The sequence below is a fragment of the Microbacterium saperdae genome (genome assembly GCF_006716345.1).
GTDB classification, from domain to species: Bacteria; Actinomycetota; Actinomycetes; order Actinomycetales; family Microbacteriaceae; genus Microbacterium; species Microbacterium saperdae.
In genome coordinates this window covers 1,565,486-1,587,579 of record NZ_VFOX01000001.1, presented here as the reverse complement: position 1 = coordinate 1,587,579, position 22,094 = coordinate 1,565,486, and the positions used below count along the sequence as shown (strand labels likewise).

At 68.0% G+C, this 22,094-nt stretch carries 21 protein-coding genes; 5 read left to right on the top strand and 16 right to left on the bottom strand.

The window, feature by feature from the left end:
• Window positions 1-15 precede the first annotated feature (15 nt).
• A complete protein-coding gene (locus FB560_RS07475; RefSeq protein ID WP_141871782.1) occupies window positions 16-714 on the top strand; it encodes a trimeric intracellular cation channel family protein in 699 nt (232 codons plus the stop codon).
• A gap of 110 nt (window positions 715-824) precedes the next feature.
• Here the strand turns inward: FB560_RS07475 and leuA are convergent, their stop codons facing one another.
• A complete protein-coding gene (gene leuA / locus FB560_RS07470) occupies window positions 825-2,579 on the bottom strand; it encodes a 2-isopropylmalate synthase (protein WP_141871781.1) in 1,755 nt (584 codons plus the stop codon).
• Window positions 2,580-2,773: 194 nt separating this feature from the next.
• Here leuA and FB560_RS07465 point away from each other — a divergent pair, with 194 nt between their 5' ends.
• Complete coding sequence (locus tag FB560_RS07465) at window positions 2,774-3,421, top strand: hypothetical protein (protein ID WP_141871780.1); 648 nt, start codon at window positions 2,774-2,776, stop codon at window positions 3,419-3,421.
• A gap of 1 nt (window position 3,422) precedes the next feature.
• Here FB560_RS07465 and FB560_RS07460 read toward each other — a convergent pair whose 3' ends face one another.
• The 15 genes from FB560_RS07460 to FB560_RS07390 form a co-directional block, all read right to left on the bottom strand.
• Window positions 3,423-4,358, bottom strand: a complete 936-nt coding sequence (locus FB560_RS07460) for a quinone oxidoreductase family protein (RefSeq protein WP_141871779.1) — start codon at window positions 4,356-4,358, stop codon at window positions 3,423-3,425.
• A gap of 390 nt (window positions 4,359-4,748) precedes the next feature.
• Window positions 4,749-5,324, bottom strand: a complete 576-nt coding sequence (locus FB560_RS07455) for an RNA polymerase sigma factor (protein WP_141871778.1) — start codon at window positions 5,322-5,324, stop codon at window positions 4,749-4,751.
• Window positions 5,321-6,295, bottom strand: coding sequence for a hypothetical protein (locus FB560_RS07450; protein WP_141871777.1), 975 nt, complete (start codon window positions 6,293-6,295; stop codon window positions 5,321-5,323). The genes FB560_RS07455 and FB560_RS07450 overlap by 4 nt, the downstream gene beginning before the upstream one ends.
• Window positions 6,296-6,393: 98 nt before the next feature.
• Window positions 6,394-6,870, bottom strand: a complete 477-nt coding sequence (locus FB560_RS07445; RefSeq protein ID WP_141871776.1) for a hypothetical protein — start codon at window positions 6,868-6,870, stop codon at window positions 6,394-6,396.
• Entirely contained in the window at window positions 6,867-7,856 is a 990-nt protein-coding gene (locus FB560_RS07440) for a hypothetical protein (protein WP_229673189.1), read from the bottom strand. The genes FB560_RS07445 and FB560_RS07440 overlap by 4 nt, the downstream gene beginning before the upstream one ends.
• Window positions 7,840-8,391: an RNA polymerase sigma factor gene (locus tag FB560_RS07435; RefSeq protein WP_141871775.1), complete on the bottom strand. Its 552-nt coding sequence runs from the start codon at window positions 8,389-8,391 to the stop codon at window positions 7,840-7,842. The genes FB560_RS07440 and FB560_RS07435 overlap by 17 nt, the downstream gene beginning before the upstream one ends.
• A gap of 54 nt (window positions 8,392-8,445) precedes the next feature.
• Window positions 8,446-9,342 carry a GTPase Era gene (era, locus tag FB560_RS07430; protein ID WP_188895196.1) on the bottom strand — a complete coding sequence of 299 codons (897 nt, stop codon included), beginning with the start codon at window positions 9,340-9,342 and terminating at the stop codon, window positions 8,446-8,448.
• Window positions 9,335-10,630: a hemolysin family protein gene (locus FB560_RS07425; RefSeq protein ID WP_141871773.1), complete on the bottom strand. Its 1,296-nt coding sequence runs from the start codon at window positions 10,628-10,630 to the stop codon at window positions 9,335-9,337. Before FB560_RS07425 ends, era begins: the two co-directional genes overlap by 8 nt.
• On the bottom strand, window positions 10,627-11,085 hold the full coding sequence (gene ybeY / locus FB560_RS07420) for an rRNA maturation RNase YbeY (protein WP_141871772.1): 459 nt from the start codon (window positions 11,083-11,085) through the stop codon (window positions 10,627-10,629). The genes FB560_RS07425 and ybeY overlap by 4 nt, the downstream gene beginning before the upstream one ends.
• The gene (locus FB560_RS07415; RefSeq protein ID WP_229673238.1) at window positions 11,082-12,107 is read right to left on the bottom strand and encodes a PhoH family protein; all 1,026 of its coding nucleotides are present in this window, start codon (window positions 12,105-12,107) and stop codon (window positions 11,082-11,084) included. The genes ybeY and FB560_RS07415 overlap by 4 nt, the downstream gene beginning before the upstream one ends.
• Window positions 12,108-12,186: 79 nt before the next feature.
• On the bottom strand, window positions 12,187-12,537 hold the full coding sequence (locus tag FB560_RS07410) for a histidine triad nucleotide-binding protein (protein ID WP_141871771.1): 351 nt from the start codon (window positions 12,535-12,537) through the stop codon (window positions 12,187-12,189).
• A 45-nt stretch (window positions 12,538-12,582) separates the two neighbouring features.
• Window positions 12,583-13,311 (bottom strand): 16S rRNA (uracil(1498)-N(3))-methyltransferase, encoded by a 729-nt coding sequence (locus tag FB560_RS07405; protein ID WP_141871770.1) that lies wholly within the window; start codon window positions 13,309-13,311, stop codon window positions 12,583-12,585.
• A gap of 3 nt (window positions 13,312-13,314) precedes the next feature.
• A complete protein-coding gene (gene dnaJ, locus FB560_RS07400; protein ID WP_141871769.1) occupies window positions 13,315-14,433 on the bottom strand; it encodes a molecular chaperone DnaJ in 1,119 nt (372 codons plus the stop codon).
• Between the two features lie 41 nt (window positions 14,434-14,474).
• Window positions 14,475-15,506, bottom strand: a complete 1,032-nt coding sequence (hrcA, locus tag FB560_RS07395; protein WP_141871768.1) for a heat-inducible transcriptional repressor HrcA — start codon at window positions 15,504-15,506, stop codon at window positions 14,475-14,477.
• 73 nt (window positions 15,507-15,579) lie between these two features.
• Window positions 15,580-16,779: a PucR family transcriptional regulator gene (locus tag FB560_RS07390; RefSeq protein ID WP_141871767.1), complete on the bottom strand. Its 1,200-nt coding sequence runs from the start codon at window positions 16,777-16,779 to the stop codon at window positions 15,580-15,582.
• Window positions 16,780-16,885: 106 nt separating this feature from the next.
• Between FB560_RS07390 and FB560_RS07385 the strand changes: the two genes are divergently transcribed.
• From FB560_RS07385 to FB560_RS07375, 3 genes are read left to right on the top strand one after another with little or no spacing between them, the layout of a single operon-like run.
• Window positions 16,886-18,250, top strand: coding sequence for an MFS transporter (locus FB560_RS07385; protein ID WP_170198088.1), 1,365 nt, complete (start codon window positions 16,886-16,888; stop codon window positions 18,248-18,250).
• Window positions 18,247-20,667: an alpha-L-rhamnosidase-related protein gene (locus FB560_RS07380; protein WP_141871765.1), complete on the top strand. Its 2,421-nt coding sequence runs from the start codon at window positions 18,247-18,249 to the stop codon at window positions 20,665-20,667. The genes FB560_RS07385 and FB560_RS07380 overlap by 4 nt, the downstream gene beginning before the upstream one ends.
• 5 nt (window positions 20,668-20,672) lie before the next feature.
• Window positions 20,673-22,091 (top strand): carboxylesterase/lipase family protein, encoded by a 1,419-nt coding sequence (locus tag FB560_RS07375; RefSeq protein WP_229673191.1) that lies wholly within the window; start codon window positions 20,673-20,675, stop codon window positions 22,089-22,091.
• The last annotated feature ends 3 nt before the right edge of the window (window positions 22,092-22,094 follow it).

The window sequence follows — 22,094 nt, the reverse complement described above, 5'->3', positions numbered from 1 at the left end:
CGCGAGAATAGAGGCGTGACCGAACCGCTCTTCTCCATTCCGCTCTGGGCGGATCTGCTCGGCGTCGGCCTCGGTGGCGTGCAGGGCGCGATGTTCGCATCGGGGTTCCAGGGCCAGCGACGGCTCGACTGGCTGGGCGTGGCGATCATCGGCATCATGATCGGGATGGGCGGCGGTCTGATCCGCGACATCCTGCTCGGGCAGACACCGGCGACCCTGCAGAGCAACTGGTATCTGTTGACGGCCACGGGTGCGGCCCTGCTCGGGATGCTGCTGGCGGGTCTCTTCAACCGACTGAACACCGTCATCGTGGTGCTCGACGCCGTCGTGATCGGGATGTTCGGGGCCTTCGGCACGAGCAAGGCCATCGCCTTCGGCATCCCGCCCGTCCCCGCCGTCTTCATCGGCGTGTGCGCGGCCGTCGGCGGGGGCGTGCTGCGCGACATGCTCATGGGCCTGCCGACGTCGATCATGCACGTCGGGTCGCTCTACGCCGTGGCCGCAGGTGCCGGCTGTGCGTTCATCGCCGTGGCGAACGCCCTGGCGATGCCGATCACCCTGGCTGCCGTGATCGGGATCGTCGTGACGGCCGTCATCCGCGTGCTCGCGGTCAGCTTCGACGTCTCCCTGCCGGAGCAGCGGCGCCTGTACCGTCGCAAGGTCGCCGCCGAGACCGGCGCGATCGCGATCGTCAAGCCCGGCGTCGACCTCTAGGCCCCCTCCGTCTCGTCGCTTCGCTCCTCGCTCAGGGAGCGGGACTCCGTCCGCTCAGGGAGCGGGAGTCCGCACCCTGAGCGAGCGGAGCGAGACGAAGGGCGTCCGGCTCAGACGGCCGCGAGCTCCTGCTGGCGGGTGCGGATCGAACGGTTCACGCCCGAGACGATCGCCTTGAGCGACGCGGTCGAGATGTCGCCGTCGATGCCGACGCCCCACAGGCGCTGGTCGCCGACCTGCAGCTCGACGTAGGCCGCGGCCTGCGCGTCGCCGCCGGCACTGAGAGCGTGCTCGACGTAGTCGTAGACCGTGATGTCGAAGCCCTGTCCGCGCAGCACCTCGACGAAGGCCGCGACCGGACCGTTGCCGTTGCCGCTGACCGAGACCTGCTGGTCGTCGTCGCGCAGCACGACATCGAGTACGACATCGCCCGACATGTCGCTGCGGGTCTGCGTCGCGAGCAGTTCGAAGCGGCCCCACTTGGCCGCGGTGTCGGCGGCCGGGAGGTACTCGTCGTTGAAGATCGACCAGATCTGCTCGCTGGTGACCTCGCCGCCCTCGGCATCCGTCTTGGCCTGCACCACGCCCGAGAACTCGATCTGCAGCTTGCGGGGCAGGTCGATCGCATGGTCCGCCTTCAGCAGGTAGGCGACGCCGCCCTTGCCGGACTGCGAGTTGACGCGGATGACGGCCTCATACGAGCGGCCCAGGTCCTTCGGATCGATGGGCAGGTACGGCACGGCCCACTCGATGTCGTCGACCGTGACGCCCTCGGCCTCGGCACGCACGGCCATGGCCTCGAAGCCCTTCTTGATCGCGTCCTGGTGCGATCCGCTGAACGCGGTGAAGACCAGGTCTCCCGCCCAGGGGCTGCGCTCGGGCACCGGCAGCTGGTTGCAGTACTCGACCGTGCGCTTGACCTGGTCGATGTCGCTGAAGTCGATCTGCGGGTCGATGCCCTGCGTGAACAGGTTGATGCCCAGCGCGACGATGTCGACGTTGCCCGTGCGCTCACCGTTGCCGAAGAGGCAGCCCTCGATACGGTCGGCACCGGCCATGTAGCCGAGCTCGGCGGCGGCGATCGCGGTGCCGCGGTCGTTGTGCGGGTGCAGCGACAGGATCACGTTCTCGCGGTGGGCGAGGTGGCGGCTCATCCACTCGATCGAGTCGGCGTAGACGTTCGGCGACGCCATCTCGACGGTCGCGGGCAGGTTGATGATGACCTTGCGGTCAGGGGTGGGCTCGAAGACCTCGATCACCTGGTTGCAGATGTCGACGGCGAACTCGAGCTCGGTGCCCGTGTAGCTCTCGGGCGAGTACTCGTAGTAGACCTTCGTGTCCGGGATGGTCTTCTCGAACTGGCGGCACAGCCGAGCGCCCTCGAGCGCGATGTCGATGATGCCCTGCTTGTCCGTGCGGAACACGACCTCGCGCTGCAGCACGCTCGTGGAGTTGTACAGGTGCACGATGGCCTGCTTGGCGCCGGCGATCGACTCGTAGGTGCGGGCGATGAGGTGCTCGCGTGCCTGGGTCAGCACCTGGATGGTGACGTCGTCCGGGATCAGGTTCTCTTCGATGAGCTGACGCACGAAGTCGAAGTCGGTCTGGCTCGCCGACGGGAAGCCGACTTCGATCTCCTTGTAGCCCATGCTGACGAGCAACTCGAACATGACGCGCTTGCGCTCAGGCGACATCGGGTCGATGAGAGCCTGATTGCCATCGCGGAGGTCGACAGCGCACCAGCGGGGCGCCTCGGTGATGCGGGCGTCGGGCCACGTGCGGTCAGGCAGGTGGACGTTGATCTGCTCGTGGAACGGCCGGTACTTGTGGATCGGCATCGCGGACGGGCGCTGAGTGTTCTGCATGATGGGGCTTCTTCTCTTCGTCAGGGTAAACGGGCCAACACAAGCGCCGCGACGAGGAAGGCCCTAGCTTTTAGGACTCGTCGCGGCAGCTAAGAAGAAGCAGTCCGCCGAAAGGCATGTGGTCATGGTAGCAGGGAAGCTGAAACCGATTCGACGATGTTGAGACGATCGGCACGAGACCGACACTCTCAGTCATGAGTACATCGCAGCGTCGCCTGGTCCTCGCCTCGGCATCCCTCGCCGGGCTCCTCGCGCTGAGCGCGTGCGCAACGGGGCCGGGGGGCTCCCCTGCGCCGACCAGCACGACGGTCTCGTCCGATCAGCTCCTGGAGACAGCACAGCCCGGCCTCCCGAACGGGCGCGTGATCGCGACCGGAACGGTGATGGACGTCGACGGCGACGTGCAGCTCTGCCTCGGCGCCGTCGCGGAGTCGTATCCGCCGCAGTGCACCGGCATCCCACTGGACGACTGGACGTGGGACGGCGTCGACGGCAGCGAGACCAGCGGTGACGTGACGTGGGGAACGTATGCCGTCTACGGCACATACGACGGCGAGCGGTACCTCAACACCGATCCGCCCATCATGCTCGCCCTCTACGACCCGATCCGACCGGAGGACCCCACGGATGGTGTCGATGGCACGACCGCCGAGGCCGAGCTCACGACGATCCAGGATGACATCGCGGCACGTCTGGGCCAGGACGCGCTGAGCATCTGGACCGATCGTGGCTACGTGTGGCTGCAGGTTGTGTGGGACGACGGAACGATCCAGGATGCCGCGGATGCCGAGTTCGGCGACGGTGTCGTGGTGGTGACGTCGGCGCTGCGCGAGATCGACTGACCTACGGGATCAGCGCGATCTTGCCGCCGGGGTGACCGGTCGCGAGGAACCGGTGGGCTTCCGGTGCCTGATCCAGCGGATAGGTCCGCGCCACGGGGACGACGAGATCGCCGTTCTGCGCGAGCGCCGTCAGCTCACCGCGCACCTCATCGCGGAACGTCGCGCTGGCGGGCATTGAGCCGGCGATCGCAAGGATGCCGGCCTCGGACGCACGTCCGAAGGCAGCGATCGTGAAGATACGTCGGGGGTCGGCGACGAGCTCGAGAGATGTGTCGATGGCTTCGTCCGTGCCGACCGCGTCGAGAGCTGCCGAGAGCGGGGCGCCAGCGGCCTGTCGCACCCGGTCGAGCAGCCCGACACCGTAGCGGACCGGGATTCCGCCAAAACGACGGATCTCGGCGAAGCGCTCCTCACTGGCCGTGCCGATCACGCGGATGCCGCGGAGGTGCGCCTGCTGCAGCACGCTGACGCCCACCGCACCCGACGCGCCGTGGAGCAGGATCGTCTCCCCCGGCGCAGCGCCGACGACGGAGAGCATCTCGGCCGCGGTGGTGCCGGCGAGCAGGAGGTTCGCTGCCTCAGGATGCGTAAGCGTCGTGGGTTTCGCGAACACCTTTGCCGCGGGAACCGCGATGTCGGTCGCGTATCCTCCGTAGATGCGGAAGGCGACGACCTCGTCACCGATCTCCGCGTCACCGGAGCCGATGCGCGTGCGCGGTCCGATAGCCGTGATCTCGCCCGAGATCTCGTACCCGATCGGCACAGGGAACTCGAGGCCAGCGCGTGGGGCGGCGACGTGCTTGGCGTCGGCCGGATTGACGCCTGCCGCGTGGACGCGGATCGTGACCTCGCCCTCGGCGGGCTCCGCAACGTCATACTCCTCGAAGGTCCAGGCCTCCGGAGCTCCTGCCGTCGTGGCAATCCAGTGCTGGGCCATGGTCGCGCCTCCTGTGAAGATCGGTGCGTCCATCATCTCGCGGAACCCCGAACCAGAAGACGGTGACGTTCCGCTTTCAACGAAACGCCACCGTCTGCGACTTCCTCTCGCATGCCCCCCGGATTCGAGAGTGAAGCCTTCGCCTCTGCCCCACTGCCCTTACCCCCCGGTAGGGACAGGCGTGGCCAGTTGCGATCCACCCGGTCGTCGGGGACGAGGGCAATCGTTTCCTCGACGGCCGAGTGGCTCACTAAAACGGTAGGCCGTCTACCCCCCTGAGAGCAAAGTCCAACGCATGGATTAACTCGTATGTCAGGTATTCGCGTCTCGCGCAATGCGCCCTGTCCACGGCGCTTCGGTCGTGGACTCCGCCTCCGAAAATACGCCGTGTCACCCGGTCGTGCGAGGTGCAGGGCGTGCGGCCTCGACAGCCTGTCGCGCCTCGGCCGCTCCTTCGCTCTCTCCGAGCCCGAGCTCCCTCTCCAGCTTCTTCCGTGCCCGGCTGAGTGTCGTCCACACGGACGCCTGGGAGCAGCGGAGCAACTCGGCGATCTCCCCGGCCGAGAGCTGATCCCAGTACGCCAGCATCACGATGCGGCGCTCGCGCTGTGTCAGCGCCTTGACGACCGCGTGGCGCACGGCGAGGGTGTCGAGCATGTCGTCGTCACCCGGCGCCGCATACACGGCATGGACCGTCTCCATCGCGCGCGCACGGGCACGCCGGCTGCGCTCGCGATCCTTGAGCTTGTTGTCCGCAGCTCTGATCAACCAGATGAGGCCGAGGGGTTTCGCGGCATCGAGTTTGCGCCAGGCCAGGAGGAACACATCCGAAACGATCTCCGTCACTTCGGAGTCGTCCTCGACCACACACTCGACATGACGTTGCACGGGTGCCCAGAGTGTGTCGTAGATCTCTTTGAAGATCGCTTCTCTCTGCGTGCTGCGGGCCTCCGACCGGCCGCTCATCCGACCAGTCCTTCGAGGTCCCAGAGCTGATACCCCATGATCGCTCCCGCCGGGAGCAGATCGTCACCCTTGATCACGTTCCGCTCGAGACCCACGATGCGTCCGGTATCGGTCGAGACGAAGACCACATCGCTGACCGCGCCGTCCGCAGACAGCACGCGCAGACCGGTGACCGGTCGCCCGAGACGATCATTCGTCACGGGAACGATCCCGACATCGCCTGCTTCCTCGATGATGGTCAGGAGGGCGGCGTGCTGCGCGTTCGTCAGCGTCCACTGCCCGAGCAGGGTTGTGATCGCCGTCACGACCTCGAACGCGGACGCATCTCGGGGCAACTGCAGAGCGTCGAGTGCCTCGCGCATCGCTGCCAGGGACTCCCCCGGTGGATCCGTCACCGGAGTGAGGAATTCCCCGGGCAGCATCGGGAACTCCTCGGTCGATCCGGACGTGGGTATCTGCGAATGCGAGTACCACTCGGCGTCGTTCGGGTCCTGTTCCGCGCTGTTCACGATGACCACGTGACCGGATCCGTCGGCCTCCCAGGAGATGGTCGAGAGCTGCGTGAAGACGCGGAGCTCTCCGGTGCCGGCGTCGACGGAGAAGTTCCAGGATGCCGTCTTGACGAAGCGCCTCGGCTCGACGGGCCCGGCGGATGCCGCCAGCTCCGTGTGCGCGTCTTCCACGACCTCGGCGACAGTCGGCAAGAGGGCGGATGACGAGAGCGCTGCTCCTGCGCGCGCCGTCGTCTGCGGCATCATCACCACGGCTGCGACGATCACGGATGCGGTGGCGAGTGCCAGCCCCGATGCCCAGCCGATGACCATCGTTCGACCCCGGCGCTGCGGGCGCTGATCGGTACGCAGGATGCGGTCGCGAGCCAGCAGCGCCGCTGCGTTCGGCTTCGCGTCCGCAGCGGTGCGCGCCGGTGCCGCCGCGCGCAGCATCGTCTCCAGAGACGCGTTCTCTGGCACTGAGTTCTCCACGTTCACTTCACTGACTTCGAACCGCGCGAACCTTCTCTGCGGCGCACGGATGGGGTCTGACCGAGATCAATCGCCGATCTGACCGCTCAGAGGATGCAACGGATGTTCGTCACCGTACCAGTCGTGTTCTGGTAGGTGCCGGCGCTGATCGACTTGAGCACGGTCGCTCCGTTGCGCGCCTGCGCCGTTCCTGACGAGCGTGCATTCGCGACCGACTTCACGGTGAAGCTCGAGGGGATGCTGTGGATCCCGCACGTCCCGAAACTGAGGAAGTTGCCGTCGGCGAATGCCGCGTTGAAGGCGCAGATCTTGCCTGTCGCACAGCCGGCGACCGCCCGCGCCGACACGCCTGATGCGACCGGAACGGTCATCTCCATGTCGAGTTCCGGCCACACTGCATGGTTGCTGTCGATCAGGACGCCACCGGGAACCTCCGCCAGCATCTCGGCGATCGCAGGCTCCGGGACGATGACCGGCTCCGCGGCGGATGCGGCGGCCGGGACGGCACCGATCGCGAACACGGCCGCGAGCATCAATGTGAACATCACGCCTGTGCGCTTCATCGGATCACTCCACTCTCCACGTCCCACATCCGGTACGCGATGATCGCTCCCGCCGGGAAGACTTCGTCTGCGATGATCGCGGTCCGCTCGACTCCGACGATCCGTCCGGTGTCGAGCGACACGAGCACGACGTCCTTGGCGCCCTTGTCGGGCGTGAAGAACTGGATTCCGGCCACGGGGCGTCCGAGCCGGTCGGTGGAATCGCCGAGAGCCACTCCTTCCCCGGTCTCCTCGAGCAGCGCGAGGATCTCGCGATGCTGCGTGTTGGTGAGCGTCCACATGTCGAACGTCGAGGTGAGCGCCGATTCGATGTCGAAGGCGGTCGGGCCGGCAGGCATCCCGAATGCGGTCAGCAGAGCGACGATGTCGTCGCGCGAATCTCCGGGCATCTCGCTCCATGGCGGCACGAAGTCTCCGGGCGCCATGATCAGATCCGAGACGACGTCGCCGCTGCTGCTCACTTCGGCGCGATTGTTCGCGACCGCGTCGGTGGGGTCGTAAGGGACGCCGCGCACGATCGTCATGCGTCCGGAGCCATCGGGGCTCCAGGTCAGTTCGGACAGCTGTGGCGCGACATGCGTGCTCTCATCGACCACGTCGACCGAAAAGCCCCAGGAAGCCGCATTCACCTTGCGCAGAGGCACGGAGGGACCCGAGACGGCCGCGAGATCGGCATCCGCGCCCTCTACGATCTCCGCGATCGTGCTGGAGCCGTCGAAATGAAGCGGTGCCGGGGTGCCGGCGGAGGCCGTCTCCTGCGGCAGCAGCATGGCGACGGCGAAGATGGCCGAGGCGCCGACGGCGACGGCACCGGACGCCCATCCGATGGCGCGGGAATGAGGACGCTGCGCGGCGCGAGCCTTGCGCAGAATACGATCTCGGGTGGCGAGGGCGCGGGCATCGGGGGCCGCGTCACGCGGAGTGCGCGCCGGATCGGCCTCCGTCAATGCTCGTTCGAGCACAGCTTCGTCACCCCTCACGCTCACTCGCCCCCTCCAGGCCCAGCGCATCCCGCATCCGCTTCTCTGCGCGGCGCAACATCGTCCGCACGCTGCGGCGCGGATACCGCGTCAGCTCTGAGATCTCCCCCTCGGTGAGCCCGTCCCAGTATGCCAGCATGATGATACGCCTCTGACGCGAGGTGAGGACAGCCAAAGCGCGAAGGACACTGTCACGATCCGGCATCTGATCGGCAGAGAGGTCCGCTTCACCGGGCTCCTCAGAGGTTCCTGCCATGCCGTGGTGCACGGCATCGAGCACTGCCAGCCTGCTCGGCGCACGTCCCGTACGGGCGCGCAGTTCACGATCGGCCGCGCGGAACAGCCACACGCGACCCATCGGCTTGGCGACGTCCAACCGCGTCCAGGCTTCGAGGAACACGGCGGAGACGATCTCGGTGACCTCGTCGTCGTCCGCGACGGCACCTTCGATGTGATGACGTAGCGCCGCCCAGTTGGCGTCGAAGACTCGTGTGAAGACCTCGTCCTGCAGCGAGTTCGGGTCTTCGCTGCGGCCGGTCATTTCTGCGAGGTCGGCGGCCTTCCCGCCGCCGTCGATCCGTCTCTCGGGCTCATGTCAGAATCCGAGCCGGCCCAACTGCTTCGGGTCGCGCTGCCATTCCTTGGCGACCTTCACGTGCAGGCCGAGGAACACCCGGGTACCGAGAAGCTCCTCGATACCGCCGCGCGCGCGGGCGCCGACGTCGCGCAGCCGCTTGCCCTTGTGGCCGATGATGATCGCCTTCTGGCTGTCACGCTCGACGACGATCTGCGCGTGCACGTCGGTGAAGTCGCTGTCCTCACGCCGGGAGACCTCGTCGATGATCACGGCGATCGAGTGCGGCAACTCATCGCGAACGCCCTCGAGTGCCGCTTCGCGGATCATCTCGGCGATGCGGTCCTCCTGCGACTCATCGGTCGTGATCCCCTCTTCATACAGGGGCGGCCCCTTGGGCATCAGGCTGAGCAGCTCATCCGCGAGCACCTCGAGCTGATCGCGGGTGAGTGCCGAGAGCGGCACGACCGCCGCCCAGTCCTCACGCAGCGCATCGACCTCGAGCAGGCGCTCGGTGATGTCGTCTCGGCCCGCCGCATCGGTCTTGGTGACGATCGCGACCTTCTTGGCGCGCGGATACCCGTCCAGCGACGCCGCGATACGACGATCTCCCGGCCCGACCTTCTCCGTCGCGGGAACGCAGAACCCGATCACGTCGACGTCGCCGAGAACCTGATCGACGAGGTCGTTGAGGCGTTCGCCGAGCAACGTGCGCGGCTTGTGGATCCCCGGGGTGTCCACGATGACGAGCTGCCCCTCCGGGCGATTCACGATGCCGCGGATCGCGCGCCGCGTCGTCTGCGGCTTCTCGCTGGTGATCGCGATCTTCTCTCCCACCAGCGCGTTGGTCAGCGTGGACTTGCCCACATTCGGGCGCCCGACGAAGGTCACGAACCCACTTCGCGTCTGCTCAGTCATCGCGTCGCTCTCCCTCATCTTCTGTCGATTCCACATCGACGGCTGCTCGTTCGACGAACACCGTCGCAATTCCTCGTCCTCGCCCACGCGAGGCGCCCCCGGTCAACACCAGACCCTCGACCGTCGCCGTCGCGCCGGGCTGGGGCACCTGCCCGAGAGCCTTGCCGAGCAGTCCGCCGATCGAGTCGACATCTTCATCCTCGAGCTCGAGTCCGAAGAGATCGCCGACGTCTTCCAGCGAGAGACGGGCACTCACGCGGTAACGACCGTCACCGAGATCGACGAACTCGGCGGATACCTGATCGTACTCGTCGGAGATCTCTCCGACGAGTTCCTCGATCAGATCCTCGAGCGTCACCAGACCAGAGATCCCGCCGTGCTCGTCGATCACGAGACACACGTGCACCGCGTCGCGCTTCATCTGCTGCAGCAGCGTCTCGGCACGCATCGATTCGGGAACGAACGTCGCCGGTCGCGAGATCGGACGGATGGATGCCGTGCGCCACGCGTTCTCGTCGCGGAACGCGAACTGCACGAGATCCTTCAGATACAGCACGCCGACCACGTCGTCGGCATCGTCGTCGACGACCGGCATCCGGGAGACACCACGGTTCAGGAACAGCGCCATGGCCTCGCTCGTCGAAGCGGTCGCGTCCACCGTCACCATCTCGGTACGAGGAACCATCACCGCACGCACGAACTGATCGGTGAAGTCGAACACCGAGTGGATCAGGTCGCGGTCATCGGCTTCGATGAGGTCGTTGGACGCCGCCTCGTCGACCATGCTGAGCAGCTGCTCCTCCGAGCTGAACGAGCTGCGTCCGGCGCCGGGGGTGACACGGTTGCCCAGTGCGACCAGTCCCTGCGCGATCGGTCCGAGGAAGATCCGCAGTCCCCTGACCACCGGGGCGTTCGCGCGCAGCAGCCCGTCCGCGTGATCGCGCCCGAAGGTACGAGGGCTGGCTCCGACGAGCACGAAGCTGATCCCCGTCATCAGCACCGCGGCGGCGAGCATCGCCCACCAGATGTTGTCGAACAAGAACATGAAGGCGACGGTCACGAGCACGGCGGCGGCGGTCTCTGCCAGCACGCGGATGAAGGCGACCGAGTTGACGTGCGCATCCGGATCAGCGGCGATCCGCGCCAGCTGCCGAGCGTTGCGCCCCTCGCTGCCCATCTCCTCGAGGTCGGACCGCGACGAGACACCGAATGCCGCGTCGATGGCGGCCATCAGACCGCCGAAGGCGACGAGCAGAACGGCGCCGGCGAGGAGGAAGGCCGCCGTCATCGTCGACGTTCAGACGCGGCGAAGCCTTCGATGAGCTGCTTCTGGAGGCCGAACATCTCACGTTCCTCATCGGGCTCGGCGTGATCGAATCCGAGGAGGTGCAGCAACCCGTGGGTCGTGAGCAGGATCAACTCGTCCATCAGCGTGTGCTTGGCGGCCTGCGCCTGCGTCTCCGCGACCTGCGGGCACAGCACGATGTCGCCGAGCAGACCGGGGGCCGTCGGACGATCCTCCGTACCGGGACGCAACTCGTCCATCGGGAAGCTGAGCACGTCGGTGGGACCGGGCTCGTCCATCCACTGCACATGGAGCGCCTCCATGGCGCCCTCGTCGACGAGCACGATCGCGACCTCAGCGTCCGCGCTGACGTGCAGCTGCGCCAGGTTGTAGTCGGTCAGGCGCTGCAGCACGGTCTCGTCGACATCGATGGCCGACTCGTTGTTGATCTCGATCATGAGAGTCCTCGTTTCGGCGCGCGATCGCGCGGTCCAGGTCGTTGGGCGCCACGGCGGTCTGCACGGTTGGCGAACTCCGCCGCCTGCTCGCGCTCGAACCGCTGCGCTGTGCGTTTCTCGTCGTACTCGCTGTACGCGTCGACGATGCGTCCGACGAGCGAGTGGCGCACGACGTCGTCGCTCGTGAGCCGGGAGAAATGGATGTCGTCGATGCCGTCGAGCACGCGTGTCACGAGGCGCAGCCCCGACGATCCCTGCGGCAGATCGACCTGTGTGATGTCGCCGGTGACCACCATCCGCGTGCCGAAGCCGAGTCGCGTCAGGAACATCTTCATCTGCTCGGGAGTGGTGTTCTGCGCTTCGTCGAGCACCACGAACGAGTCGTTGAGCGTGCGTCCGCGCATGTAGGCGAGAGGGGCGACCTCGATCGTCCCCGACGCCATCAGGCGCGGCACGATCTCCGGGTCCATCATCTCGTTGAGCGCGTCGTAGAGCGGGCGCAGATACGGGTCGATCTTGTCGGTGAGCGTGCCAGGCAGGAATCCCAGCCGCTCGCCCGCCTCGACGGCCGGGCGCGTCAGGATGATGCGGCTGACCTCTTTGCGCTGCAGTGCCTGCACGGCCTTCGCCATCGCGAGGTAGGTCTTGCCGGTACCGGCGGGACCGATGCCGAACACGATCGTGTTCTCCTCGATCGCGTCGACGTACTCCTTCTGACCCAGCGTCTTGGGACGGATCACCTTGCCCCGCGTCGAGAGGATCGCCTCGCCCAGGACCTCGCTCGGGCGCGGGCCGCCATCACGGCGCAGCAGCCGCGCCGAGTTCGTCACGTCGCTCGGGGCCAGATCGTGCCCGGCCTTCGTCATCGCCAGCAGCTCATCGACGAGCTTCTTCGCGTTCGCGACCTCCGCGACGCCGCCGCTGAGCGTGATCTCGTTGCCCCGCACGAGCACCTGCACGTCGCGATGCTCCTTCTCGAGCATGCGGAGCAGGCGGTCCTGCGGGCCGAGCAGCTGCACCATGGCGACGCCATCGGCGTAGATCTTCTCGACGGCCTCGGGCTCACGCCCTCCCAGGCTGCGCTCGACCGGTTCGTGGTTGTCAGGCACCGACGCTCTTCTCGGTCAGTCCGCCACCCAGGATGTGAGCGTGGACGTGGAAAACGGTCTGTCCGGCGTTCGCACCGGTGTTGAAGACCAGACGGAAGTCGCCGTCGGGAGTGTGCTGAGCCGCCAGCTCCTTCGCGAACGCGACCAGTTCGGCGAGAAGTCCGGGGTCACCGGCCGCGAGTTCGGTCACGTCGCGGTAGTCCGCGGTCTTCGGGATCACCAGCAGATGCACCGGCGCCTGCGGCGCGATATCGCGCAACGCGAACAGCCGGTCGGTCTCGCCGATGATCTCGGCAGGGATCTCCCCGGTCAGGATGCGCGTGAAGATCGAGGGTTCCGTCATGGCTTCAAGTCTACTGACCACTGCGCACCGGGCGCGGGGGGACGCTCACCAGCGACCGAGCGCCACCGAGAGCACCGCGATCGCCGCAGGCCCGGCCGTCGACGTACGCAGCACGGTGTCGCCGAGCAGCGCGCGCTCGGCACCGGCCTCGGTGAGACGGGTCAGCTCCTCGGGAGCGATACCGCCCTCCGGGCCGACGACGAGCACGAGGTCACGGCCGTCGGCGACGATCTCGGACAGTCGCCCGGTCGCGGTCGGATCCAACAGCAGCACGCGTTGCGTCGCCGCCCTCTGCGCGAGCTGCGCGGTCGTGACGGGAGCACCGACGTCGGGCACCCAGGCACGATGCGCCTGCTTCGCGGCCCCGCGCACGATCGATGCCCAGCGCTCCCTGCCCTTCACGGCCTTGGCGCCCTCCCACCGTGAGACGCTGCGGCTCGCCTGCCAGGGCACGATCTCGTCGACGCCCAGTTCGCACGCCGCCTGGACAGCGAGTTCATCGCGGTCGCCCTTCGCCAGCGCCTGCACGAGCACGATGCGTGGCGCAGGAGCGGCCTGCTCCGTGCGCTCGGAGATCCGCACGTCGACCTTCCCGGGAGAGACCTCCTCGGCGACACCGGAGAGCCAGACTCCCCTGCCGTCGCCGATCGTGATCGCCTCGCCGACCCGCAACCGCCGCACGACCGCGGCATGCTTCGCCTCGGCGCCGGTCAACGAGACGACGTCTCCGACGGCCGCATCCGACGCCGATTCGAGCAGGAAGTGCAGCGCCATGGGTCAGTGCTGTCCGCGGAACCGGTCGCGCAGCTTGGAGAACAGCCCCTGCTGGAACTGGGCGAGCTGCGGGCCCGGTGCCTTCGCCTTCTTGGCGAAGTCCTCGATCAGCGCGCGTTGCGCGGAGTCGAGCTTCGTCGGCGTCACGACCTGCACGCCCACACGGAGGTCGCCGCGCTGCGTGCCGCGGAGCGGTGTGATCCCGCGCCCTTTGATGGTGAGCACGTCTCCGGACTGCACGCCGGGCCGGATTTCGAGGTCGACTTCGCCATCCAGACCCTGGATCGCGGTCTCGGTACCGAGGATCGCATCGGTCATCGAGACCTCGAGCGTCGCGAGCAGATCGTCGCCGTCACGGCTGAACGCGGCGTGCGGGTTGACCGTGACCTCGACGTACAGGTCGCCGTTGGGGCCACCGGCCTTGCCGACCTCGCCCGAGCCGGGCAGCTGCAGGCGAAGGCCGGTCTCGACGCCGGCCGGGATGTCGAGCGACACCGTGCGGCGCGAGCGCACCCGCCCCTGGCCACCGCAGGTTCCGCACGGGTACGGGATCGTGGTGCCGTAGCCCTCGCACGTGCCGCAGGGCTGCGAGGTGACGACGTTGCCGAGCAGGCTGCGCACCTGGCGCTGCACGTGGCCGGAGCCGCCGCAGATGTCGCAGGTGACCGGCGATGTGCCCTCCTGGCAGCAGGAACCCTGACACGTCTCGCACAGCACAGCCGTGTCGACGTCGATGTCACGGTGGGCGCCGAACACGACGTCACCGAGGTCGAGGGTGACACGGACGAGCGCGTCCTGGCCGCGCTCACGACGCGAGCGCGGCCGTCCGCCACGTCCGCCGCCCTGAGCGGCTCCGAAGAACGTCTCGAAGATGTCGCCGAAGCCGCCGAACCCTCCGAAGTTCCCGGCCGCGCCGTCTCCGCCGCCCATGTCGTAGCGACGGCGCGACTCGTCGTCGCTGAGAACGTCGTACGCGTGGGTGACGAGCTTGAACTTCTCCGCGGCATCCTCTCCCGGATTCACGTCCGGGTGCAGCTGCCGTGCCAGGCGTCGGTACGCCTTCTTGATCTCGTCGATGGAAGCGTCTCGGGACACCCCGAGAACCTCATAGTGGTCCGCCACAATCGCCTTTCTGCGTGTGTCTGTCGTCTGGGAGCCGCGTGTCAGCGGCTCGCCTCGTCTTCATCGAGCATCCGCGTCAGGTAGCGGGCGACCGCCCGTGCTGCCGCGAGGTTGCTCGGATAATCCATGCGCGTCGGCCCCATCACACCGACGCGAGCCATCCCGCTGGGGGCGGCATAGTTGCTCGCAACGATCGATGCCTCGCCGAGGCCGAACGGCGCGTTCTCGGTGCCGATGCTGGCCGCGAGGCCGTGCTCGTCGGTCACCATCTCACTCATCAGCCGCAGCAGGGTCACCTGCTCCTCGATGGCCTCGAGGAGCGGATGGATGCTGCCGCGGAAGTCCTGTTCCCGACGGGCGAGCGTCGCTGCACCCGCCATGACGAGCTTCTCTTGACGGAACTCGCCCAGCTCGTCGATCACGATCGCGGCGAGCGTGCGCAGTGCGGCATCGTTGGGTGTGTCCACCGTGGCGAGAAGGTTCTGGAGGCGGTCCGCTGCGTCACTGACGGCACGGCCGGTGATCAGCGCCGACAGTCGAGCGCGAAGCAGAGCGAGGTCCGCTTCATCGAGTTCGACCGGCAGCGGCGCCATCCGCTGCGAGACACCGCCGGCATCGGTCACGAGGACGATCAGGAGCCTGTTGGGCGCCAGGGCCACGAGTTCGAGGTGCGTGAGGTGCGCGCGGGCGAACGACGGGTACTGGGCCAGAGCCACCTGGCCGGTGAGCTGTGTGAGCACGCGCACCGTGCGCACCATCAAGTCGTCGAGGTCGGAGGGCTCGGCGAGGAACGACTCGATCGCCGAACGCTGCGCCGCCGACATGGGCCGGAGCTGGGCGAGGTGGTTGACGAAGACGCGGTAGCCCTTGTCGGTCGGAACCCGACCGGACGAGGTGTGCGGAGCCGTGATCAGCTCCTCGTCCTCGAGCAGCGCCATGTCGTTGCGGATCGTGGCCGCGGACACGCCGAACGAATGCCGGTCGACGATCGAGCGGCTGCCGACGGGTTCGTGGGTCTCGACATAGTCCTGCACGATCGCGCGGAGAACCTGGAGTCCTCGTTCTGTGACCATCGACTTCCCCTTCCGCTGGCACTCGGATACTCAGAGTGCCAATTCTACCGGTGCGCGGAGCTTTCCGCCCGTCTCACCCGTCGAGTCGCTCGTGCGCCGCCCTCTCGAGGCGGTTCGCGACACGTGCGGCGCGGAGCTGCGCGGCCCCCTCCGGCGTCGTCGCCTCCATCCCGGTGAGGGTCAGGACGCGTCCGAGTCGGTAATCCACGGTGTTGGGATGCACGTGCAGCGCAGCCGCCGTCGAGCGCCGATCGCCTCCGGACGCGAGATACGCATCGACCGTCTGCAGGAGTTCGTCGCCGACGCCGTCGATGCGTCGGGCGAGCAGTGCTCTCCCCGGTCCCGGGCGCGCACTCTGATACTCCAGGAGCAGGTCGTCGAGGGTGTGGACCTCGCCTTCCCCGCGGATCGCGAGCGCGATCTCGAGCAGTTCCTCCGCCACGTGCAGCGCGTCGGCGATCTCTGAGATCCCTGCCTCCACCCACGCACCGGTGCAGTTGCGCCCGAAACCGGCCTGGAGTGCACGCCGCAGGTCTTCGATCGTGTCGCCGCCGTCACGCAAGGGCACGAGTGCGGTCCCGCCGGCGGCGCCGAGAACGGCGAGAACCTCGCCCCCGGCCACGGAGTCGATCGCCGATCGCAGCCGTTGCGTCTCCCGGCGGGCGATGACATCACCGGGAGATGAATCCTCCGCTCGCCGCAGCCGGACGACGAGGATGCCGTAGCGCGAGGCCAGAGTCCGTCCCGAGCGGTGCGCCTCGCCTTCGGCGTCGCCACCTTGGGTGAGTGCCGTGAAGATCGCGAAGCGGGCGTCTCTCTCGCCGAGCCGAGAAACGGTCCAGGTGCGTTCGAAGTCTGCGGCGAGCGCGGAGGTGATCCGTTCCAGGTGGACGAAGAGCAGTCGCGCGCACTCGGCAAGAGTCGCGTCATCCTCTCGCCCCGCGTGTGCGCGCAACTGCTCCCAGATGACGGCGACGCCGCGGTGGTACGCCGCGATGACGGAGGAGAACGACGACCCTTCCTCGAATCGCCGCACGGCGGAGGCGCGCAGCAACTCGTCGTCGTTCGGCCGCCCCGTCAGCGAGTCTGCGGCAGCCTGAAGGCTGTGCTCCACAGCCCATCGGATGTCGGCGGCCTGGGAGGCGTCACCGGTCCCGTGCTGCTCCGGGTTGGTGGGGGCGATCGCGGTGATGATCCGATCGACGATCTCGCGATTCCCGAGCACGATGTCGCGCACGCTCGTTCCGCCGAGAGTCGGTTCGATGTTTGTCATGTGTCACAACTTAGGCCGTCGATACTCCGGACGGAGACCACTACTGACAGGAGGGAGATGTGATCGAACATGAATGAACGCTTCCCTCGTCTCCGAAAGGTCGATGATGACCACTGTTTCCGCCCGCGCCGCGATGAAGAGCGATGTGCGCCTCGTCGAGAAGATCGGCTACTTCGCCGCGAACTTCGGCAACATCATCCTGAGCACGGTGATCAGCTCCTTCCTGCTGATCTACCTGACCGACCATGTCGGCATCAACGCCGCCGCGGTGGGCACACTGCTGCTCGTCGCGCGGCTGGTCGACGGCGCAACCGACCCCATCATGGGTTACCTCGTCGATCATCTGCCGCGTACCTCCTGGGGTCGCTTCCGCAGCTATCTGCTCATCGGAGGAGCGGTCGGAGCCGTGGCCTTCGTCGCCCTCTTCCTCGCACCCGGGTTCGTCGGCGCATCTCTGGTCGCCGCCTGGATCACGTACCTCATCTGGGGGTTGGCGTTCGATCTGATGGACATCCCCTTGAACGCGCTGCTCCCGGCGATGAGCGCCTCTCCCCGTTCGCGCGGACAACTCGCCGCGATCAAGGGGACGACCTACCTGATCGGGACTCTCGTCGTGATCGGCGTGTCCCTGCCCGTGGTCGCCCTTCTCGGCGGTGGCGCGCTCGGCTGGCAGGTCTATGTCGTGATCATCGCCGTCGTCTCGTTCGCTCTCACCGCGACGGGCGCACTTCTGGTGCGTGAGCGGGTGGCTCCCTCCACGGCGGAGCCCTATCGCTTCTCGGATGCGAAGGCGCTCTTCCTCTCCAGTCGGGCCGTCCCCGTGCTTCTCGTCTCGAAGCTCGCAACAAGCGCTGCCAACGCCGCTCTGATGGCCGGCATCCCGTTCTTCTTCACCTACTACGCCGGAAGCGCGGGACTGGTCAGCGCGGTCGCCCTGGTGATGGTCGTGCCGATGATGCTCGGCAGCATCTCCGGCCCTCTGCTCGGGCAGCGCATCGGATTCAAGCCCGTCTACCTCAGCAGCCTCGTGATCGCCGCACTGGGCGTCGGCTCGATCCTGCTCCTCCCCGGCCTGCAGGGCCCCTCCTATCTGGTCTGCTTCGGCGTGGCAGGACTCGGTTTCGGTGGGGCGGTGGCGCTGAACTACGCGATGCTCGCCGAGCTCACCGACTTCGTCGAGCTCAAAGGCGGGTTCCGCACCGAAGGCACGCTCGCCTCGATCGGCTCCTTCGCCGCGAAAGCCGGCGCCGGGATCGGAGGGGCGCTCATCGCCTACGTGCTCGCGTTCTCGGGCTACGTCGCCGGCGCAGAGCAGACCCCCGAGGCACTCGCCGGCATCGCGCTGGCTCAGGGCGGTGTGCCTGCCGCACTCGTCGTCATCGGCGGACTGGTCTTCCTCGCCTATCCCATCACCCGCACGGTCGCGGCAGAGACCCGCGCCGCCCTGAACGAGAGGAACGACGCTCGATGACCGCCACCTGGCCCTCCGCACGCGCTCCCCGCCGCTGGCAGGGAGAATGGATCTGGAGCACGCGATCCGGACTCCTCACCCCCGGCCCGGCGGAACCGATCGGCGCCCACGATCCGACCCAGTTCGACCAGCGCGTCCTCCTGCGCCGGGAGTTCTCACTCGAAGCGGTACCCCGCACCGCTGCCCTCTACGCGACCGCCGACGCGCGCTACATCGTGTTCATCAACGGCGAGCGCGTCGGCGCAGGGCCCGGCCGTCATGATTCCGATTCGCTGACCTACGACGAATGGGACATCGCGTCGCTGCTTCGTCCCGGTCGCAACGTGATCGCGGTGATGGCTCGCTTCTACGGCGACGCGAACCCGTGGTGGGCTCCTTCGCGTCCGTCTCACACGATGGGCGGCGGAGCCTTCGCCGCGGAACTGGAGATCGACGGCGAGGTCGTCGTCGCGACGGACGCGCGTTGGCTCGTCACCGATTGCGAAGCCTGGACGGTCGCTCACCCTCAGGGTCTCCTCGCCTCTCAGCCCGCCGAGCTGTTCGACGCACGACTGTTCGATCCCACCTGGATGGCCCTGGATGCCGACGTGCAATCGTGGCTGCCGGCGCGCGTGATCGGCGAGCAGTCCGTCATCGGTCCGCGGGGGCGCACCACCCCCGGCGGGGAGCCCTACGGTGCACTCCTGCCCTCGCGGCGGCCGCAGACGACCGGCACCCTGGTCGACCTGCCCCGCGCTGCGCTCACCCCCAGCACATCGGCCCGCACTGCCGAGTCGACGACGACGCTGGTCGATCTGCTCTCCGCCGACATCACCGCCGGTGCCGTCACCGTGATCGATGCAGGACGTATCGTGAGCGGTCGCCTGCGACTGACGTTCTCCGGTGCGGCAGGAGACATCGTGCGCGGGGGCCTCCTGGAGGCCGTCGGCCCTGCGGCGTTCGAGAGTGCCGCACCGCTGCAGATCGTGCTGGCGGAGGGTAAGACCGTGTTCGAACCCTTCGACAGCGTGGGCGGGCGCTACCTCGTGCTCAGTGCGACCTCCGCTTCCGGCGCTCTACCCCGCCTTGTGCGTGCGGAAGTGCACGAGGCACACCGCCCCCGCCAGGGCGCGCACTTCGCGTGCAGCGATGAAGAGCTCCAGCGGATCGTCGACGTCTCGTTGCGCACGGTGGATCTGAGCGCTGTCGATGCCTACATCGATTGCCCCACCCGCGAGCAGCGCGCGTGGACCGGCGACTCGATCGTGCATCAGAGCGTCGACCTGGTCGCGACGTCCGACTGGTCGCTCGCCGCCTGGAACCCCGCGTTGCTCGCACGGCCCCGCCCCGACGGCATCCTCCCCATGGCGGCGGCGGGCGACTTCGCCTCACCACGCATCCCGACCATCCCGGATTGGTCTCTGCACTGGGTCGCCAGCGTGCACAACCTCTACCGGTACACCGGCGACCCTGCTCTGATCATGCCGCTGCTGCCCGCCGTCGAATCCGTCCTGCGCTGGTTCCTCCCCTCCCTGCACGACGGGCGGCTGGCCGAAGTCCCCGGGTGGGTGCTCATCGATTGGTCCCCGGTGCAGGTCGAGGGCTCCAGTGCCGCCCTCACCGCGCTGTGGGCACGTGCGCTGCGCCAGTTCTCCGACATCGCCCGATGGCTCGGAGACGAGGGCAGAGCCGCGTGGGCGGATCGGGTGTGGGCAGAGGTCGAGGTCGGTTTCGAGGCGTTCTGGGATGCCGGACGACAGGCCTATCGCGACAACATCCTCACCGACGGCACCCGTGGTCGCAGCGTCAGCGAACACGTCGCCGCCACCGCGTTCCTGGCAGGACTCGTCCCCCCGACGCGGCACGATGCGATTCGGGCCCTCCTCACCGACCGGGAAGCCATGTTCACCCGCAGTCCTCTCGCCGATCACGGGGCGGACTCCCTCGGCCCGAGCGCCGGCGCTCCCGTCTGGCGGCGCGACGCCCCCGACTGGGACACGGAGTCGCTGGTCGTGGGAGGCCAACCGTTCTTCCGTGCGGTGGTGCACGATGCCGTGGCCGCGCTGGGCGGCGAGCTGCGACCTCTCTACCGGGACTGGACACGACTGCTCACTTCCGGTCCGACGGCGCTCAGGGAGTGCTGGGAAGGCGGCTCGTACTGCCATGGATGGTCGGCGACGGTCGCGCGAGACGTCATCGTGCACACCCTCGGTGTCACCCCCGCCGAGCCGGGCTACCGGACTGCTCGCATCGCGCCGAAGCTGGAGGGCCTGGAATGGGCGGAGGCGCGCGTCCCCACGCCCCACGGCGACATCGTGCTGCGCGTCGAGCCCGAGCTCCTCGTCCTCGACACACCGGTGCCGGCGCACGTCGAGTGGAACGGCGACGTCACCACGCTTCCCGCCGGGTCGCATCGGATCACACGTGACCTACGATGACGAACATGACGCCTGATCCCCAGATCACCCTCCGCGCCGGCACCGTCCAGGGATCGACGGCCGACGGGATCCACCGCTTCCTCGGCATCCCCTATGCGGCGCCGCCTTTCGGCGAGAATCGGTTCCGCGCCCCGCAGCCGGTCGTCCCGTGGGAGGACGTCCGCAGCGCCACCCAGTTCGGCCCCACCGCCCCGCAGCTCCCCTACCCCGGCGCGATCGGAGAACTGCTCGGCTCCGTGCACATCCCTGGCGACGACATCCTCACGGCGAATGTCTGGGCACCGGCGGATGCGGAACGCGCACCCGTCGTGCTCTGGATCCACGGCGGTGCCCTGGAACGCGGGACTGCGGCGCTGTCGCTGTACGACGGTGCGGTGTTCGCGCGCGCGGGCATCGTGTACGTCTCGATCAACTACCGCCTCGGGGCCGAGGGCTTCTCGGTGCTCGACGACGCGCAGCGCAACCTGGGGCTGCGTGACGTCGCGACGGCTCTCGAATGGGTGCATGCCGAGGTGGCCGCATTCGGGGGCGATGCCGCGCAGATCACCGTGATGGGCGAATCCGCCGGCGGGGCGCTCGTCTCCGCGCTTCTCGCCCGTGACGACTCCCGCGCGCTGATCGCCAGGGCCATCATCGAATCGGGTCCCCTCGAGGCGCAGACTCCCGCCAAAGCCGCGCGCGTGACCACCCAGATGGCGAAGCGTCTGGGGATCCGAGCCGATCGCGCCTCCTTCGCCGCGATCCCTCCCGAGCAGCTGCTCGAGACCCGACGGCAGCAGTCCGCCGGCTCGTCCCCGCTCGGCGGCGCACCGGGCTTCCAGGTCGCGATCGATCCGGAGACCCTCCCGCGTTCGCCGCACGAGGTGCTCGGGACGATCGAAACCCCCCTGCTGATCGGCACCAACACCGATGAGTACCGGCTGTGGTTCCCGCCCGAGGCCGTGGCCGGCATCACCGAGGTCAAGCTGTTCGTCGCCGCGCTCGCCCTGCGCATCTCCCGTCGTGCGGTGAAGGCATACCGCGACGAGCGGCCCGGAGCATCCACGGGTGAAGTGTTCGGCCAGCTCGCGACCGACATGATCCTGCGCCGCGGACTCACCCTCGTAGCCCGAGCGAAGCCCTCGTCCACCTACGTCTACGAGTTCGCCTGGCCGAGCCCGGTGCGCGATCTGCGTGCCGCGCACGCCCTGGAGCTCGGCTTCGTGTTCGACAAGCTCGATGACGACGAGGCGCAGCGGCTCGCAGGGCCGGAGGCGCCGCGGGGTCTCGCGGTCGAGATGAACACCGCCTGGGTCTCGTTCATCACGACGGGCGACCCCGGCTGGCCCGTGTACGGATCCGGTCGCACGACGCGACTCTTCGATACCGAGAGCACGACCGTACCGCAACGCCGGACCGCGGGTCTCGACCTGCTGCCGCGCTGAGCG

Coding starts and splice junctions, on each gene's coding strand:
- leuA (WP_141871781.1), bottom strand. CDS start 2,579: ATGCAGAACACTCAGCGCCCGTCCGCGATGCCGATCCACAAGTACCGG.
- FB560_RS07465 (WP_141871780.1), top strand. CDS start 2,774: ATGAGTACATCGCAGCGTCGCCTGGTCCTCGCCTCGGCATCCCTCGCC.
- FB560_RS07460 (WP_141871779.1), bottom strand. CDS start 4,358: ATGGCCCAGCACTGGATTGCCACGACGGCAGGAGCTCCGGAGGCCTGG.
- FB560_RS07455 (WP_141871778.1), bottom strand. CDS start 5,324: ATGAGCGGCCGGTCGGAGGCCCGCAGCACGCAGAGAGAAGCGATCTTC.
- FB560_RS07445 (WP_141871776.1), bottom strand. CDS start 6,870: ATGAAGCGCACAGGCGTGATGTTCACATTGATGCTCGCGGCCGTGTTC.
- FB560_RS07435 (WP_141871775.1), bottom strand. CDS start 8,391: ATGACCGGCCGCAGCGAAGACCCGAACTCGCTGCAGGACGAGGTCTTC.
- era (WP_188895196.1), bottom strand. CDS start 9,342: ATGACTGAGCAGACGCGAAGTGGGTTCGTGACCTTCGTCGGGCGCCCG.
- FB560_RS07425 (WP_141871773.1), bottom strand. CDS start 10,630: ATGACGGCGGCCTTCCTCCTCGCCGGCGCCGTTCTGCTCGTCGCCTTC.
- ybeY (WP_141871772.1), bottom strand. CDS start 11,085: ATGATCGAGATCAACAACGAGTCGGCCATCGATGTCGACGAGACCGTG.
- FB560_RS07415 (WP_229673238.1), bottom strand. CDS start 12,107: ATGGTGCAGCTGCTCGGCCCGCAGGACCGCCTGCTCCGCATGCTCGAG.
- FB560_RS07410 (WP_141871771.1), bottom strand. CDS start 12,537: ATGACGGAACCCTCGATCTTCACGCGCATCCTGACCGGGGAGATCCCT.
- FB560_RS07405 (WP_141871770.1), bottom strand. CDS start 13,311: ATGGCGCTGCACTTCCTGCTCGAATCGGCGTCGGATGCGGCCGTCGGA.
- hrcA (WP_141871768.1), bottom strand. CDS start 15,506: ATGGTCACAGAACGAGGACTCCAGGTTCTCCGCGCGATCGTGCAGGAC.
- FB560_RS07390 (WP_141871767.1), bottom strand. CDS start 16,779: ATGACAAACATCGAACCGACTCTCGGCGGAACGAGCGTGCGCGACATC.
- FB560_RS07385 (WP_170198088.1), top strand. CDS start 16,886: ATGACCACTGTTTCCGCCCGCGCCGCGATGAAGAGCGATGTGCGCCTC.
- FB560_RS07380 (WP_141871765.1), top strand. CDS start 18,247: ATGACCGCCACCTGGCCCTCCGCACGCGCTCCCCGCCGCTGGCAGGGA.
- FB560_RS07375 (WP_229673191.1), top strand. CDS start 20,673: ATGACGCCTGATCCCCAGATCACCCTCCGCGCCGGCACCGTCCAGGGA.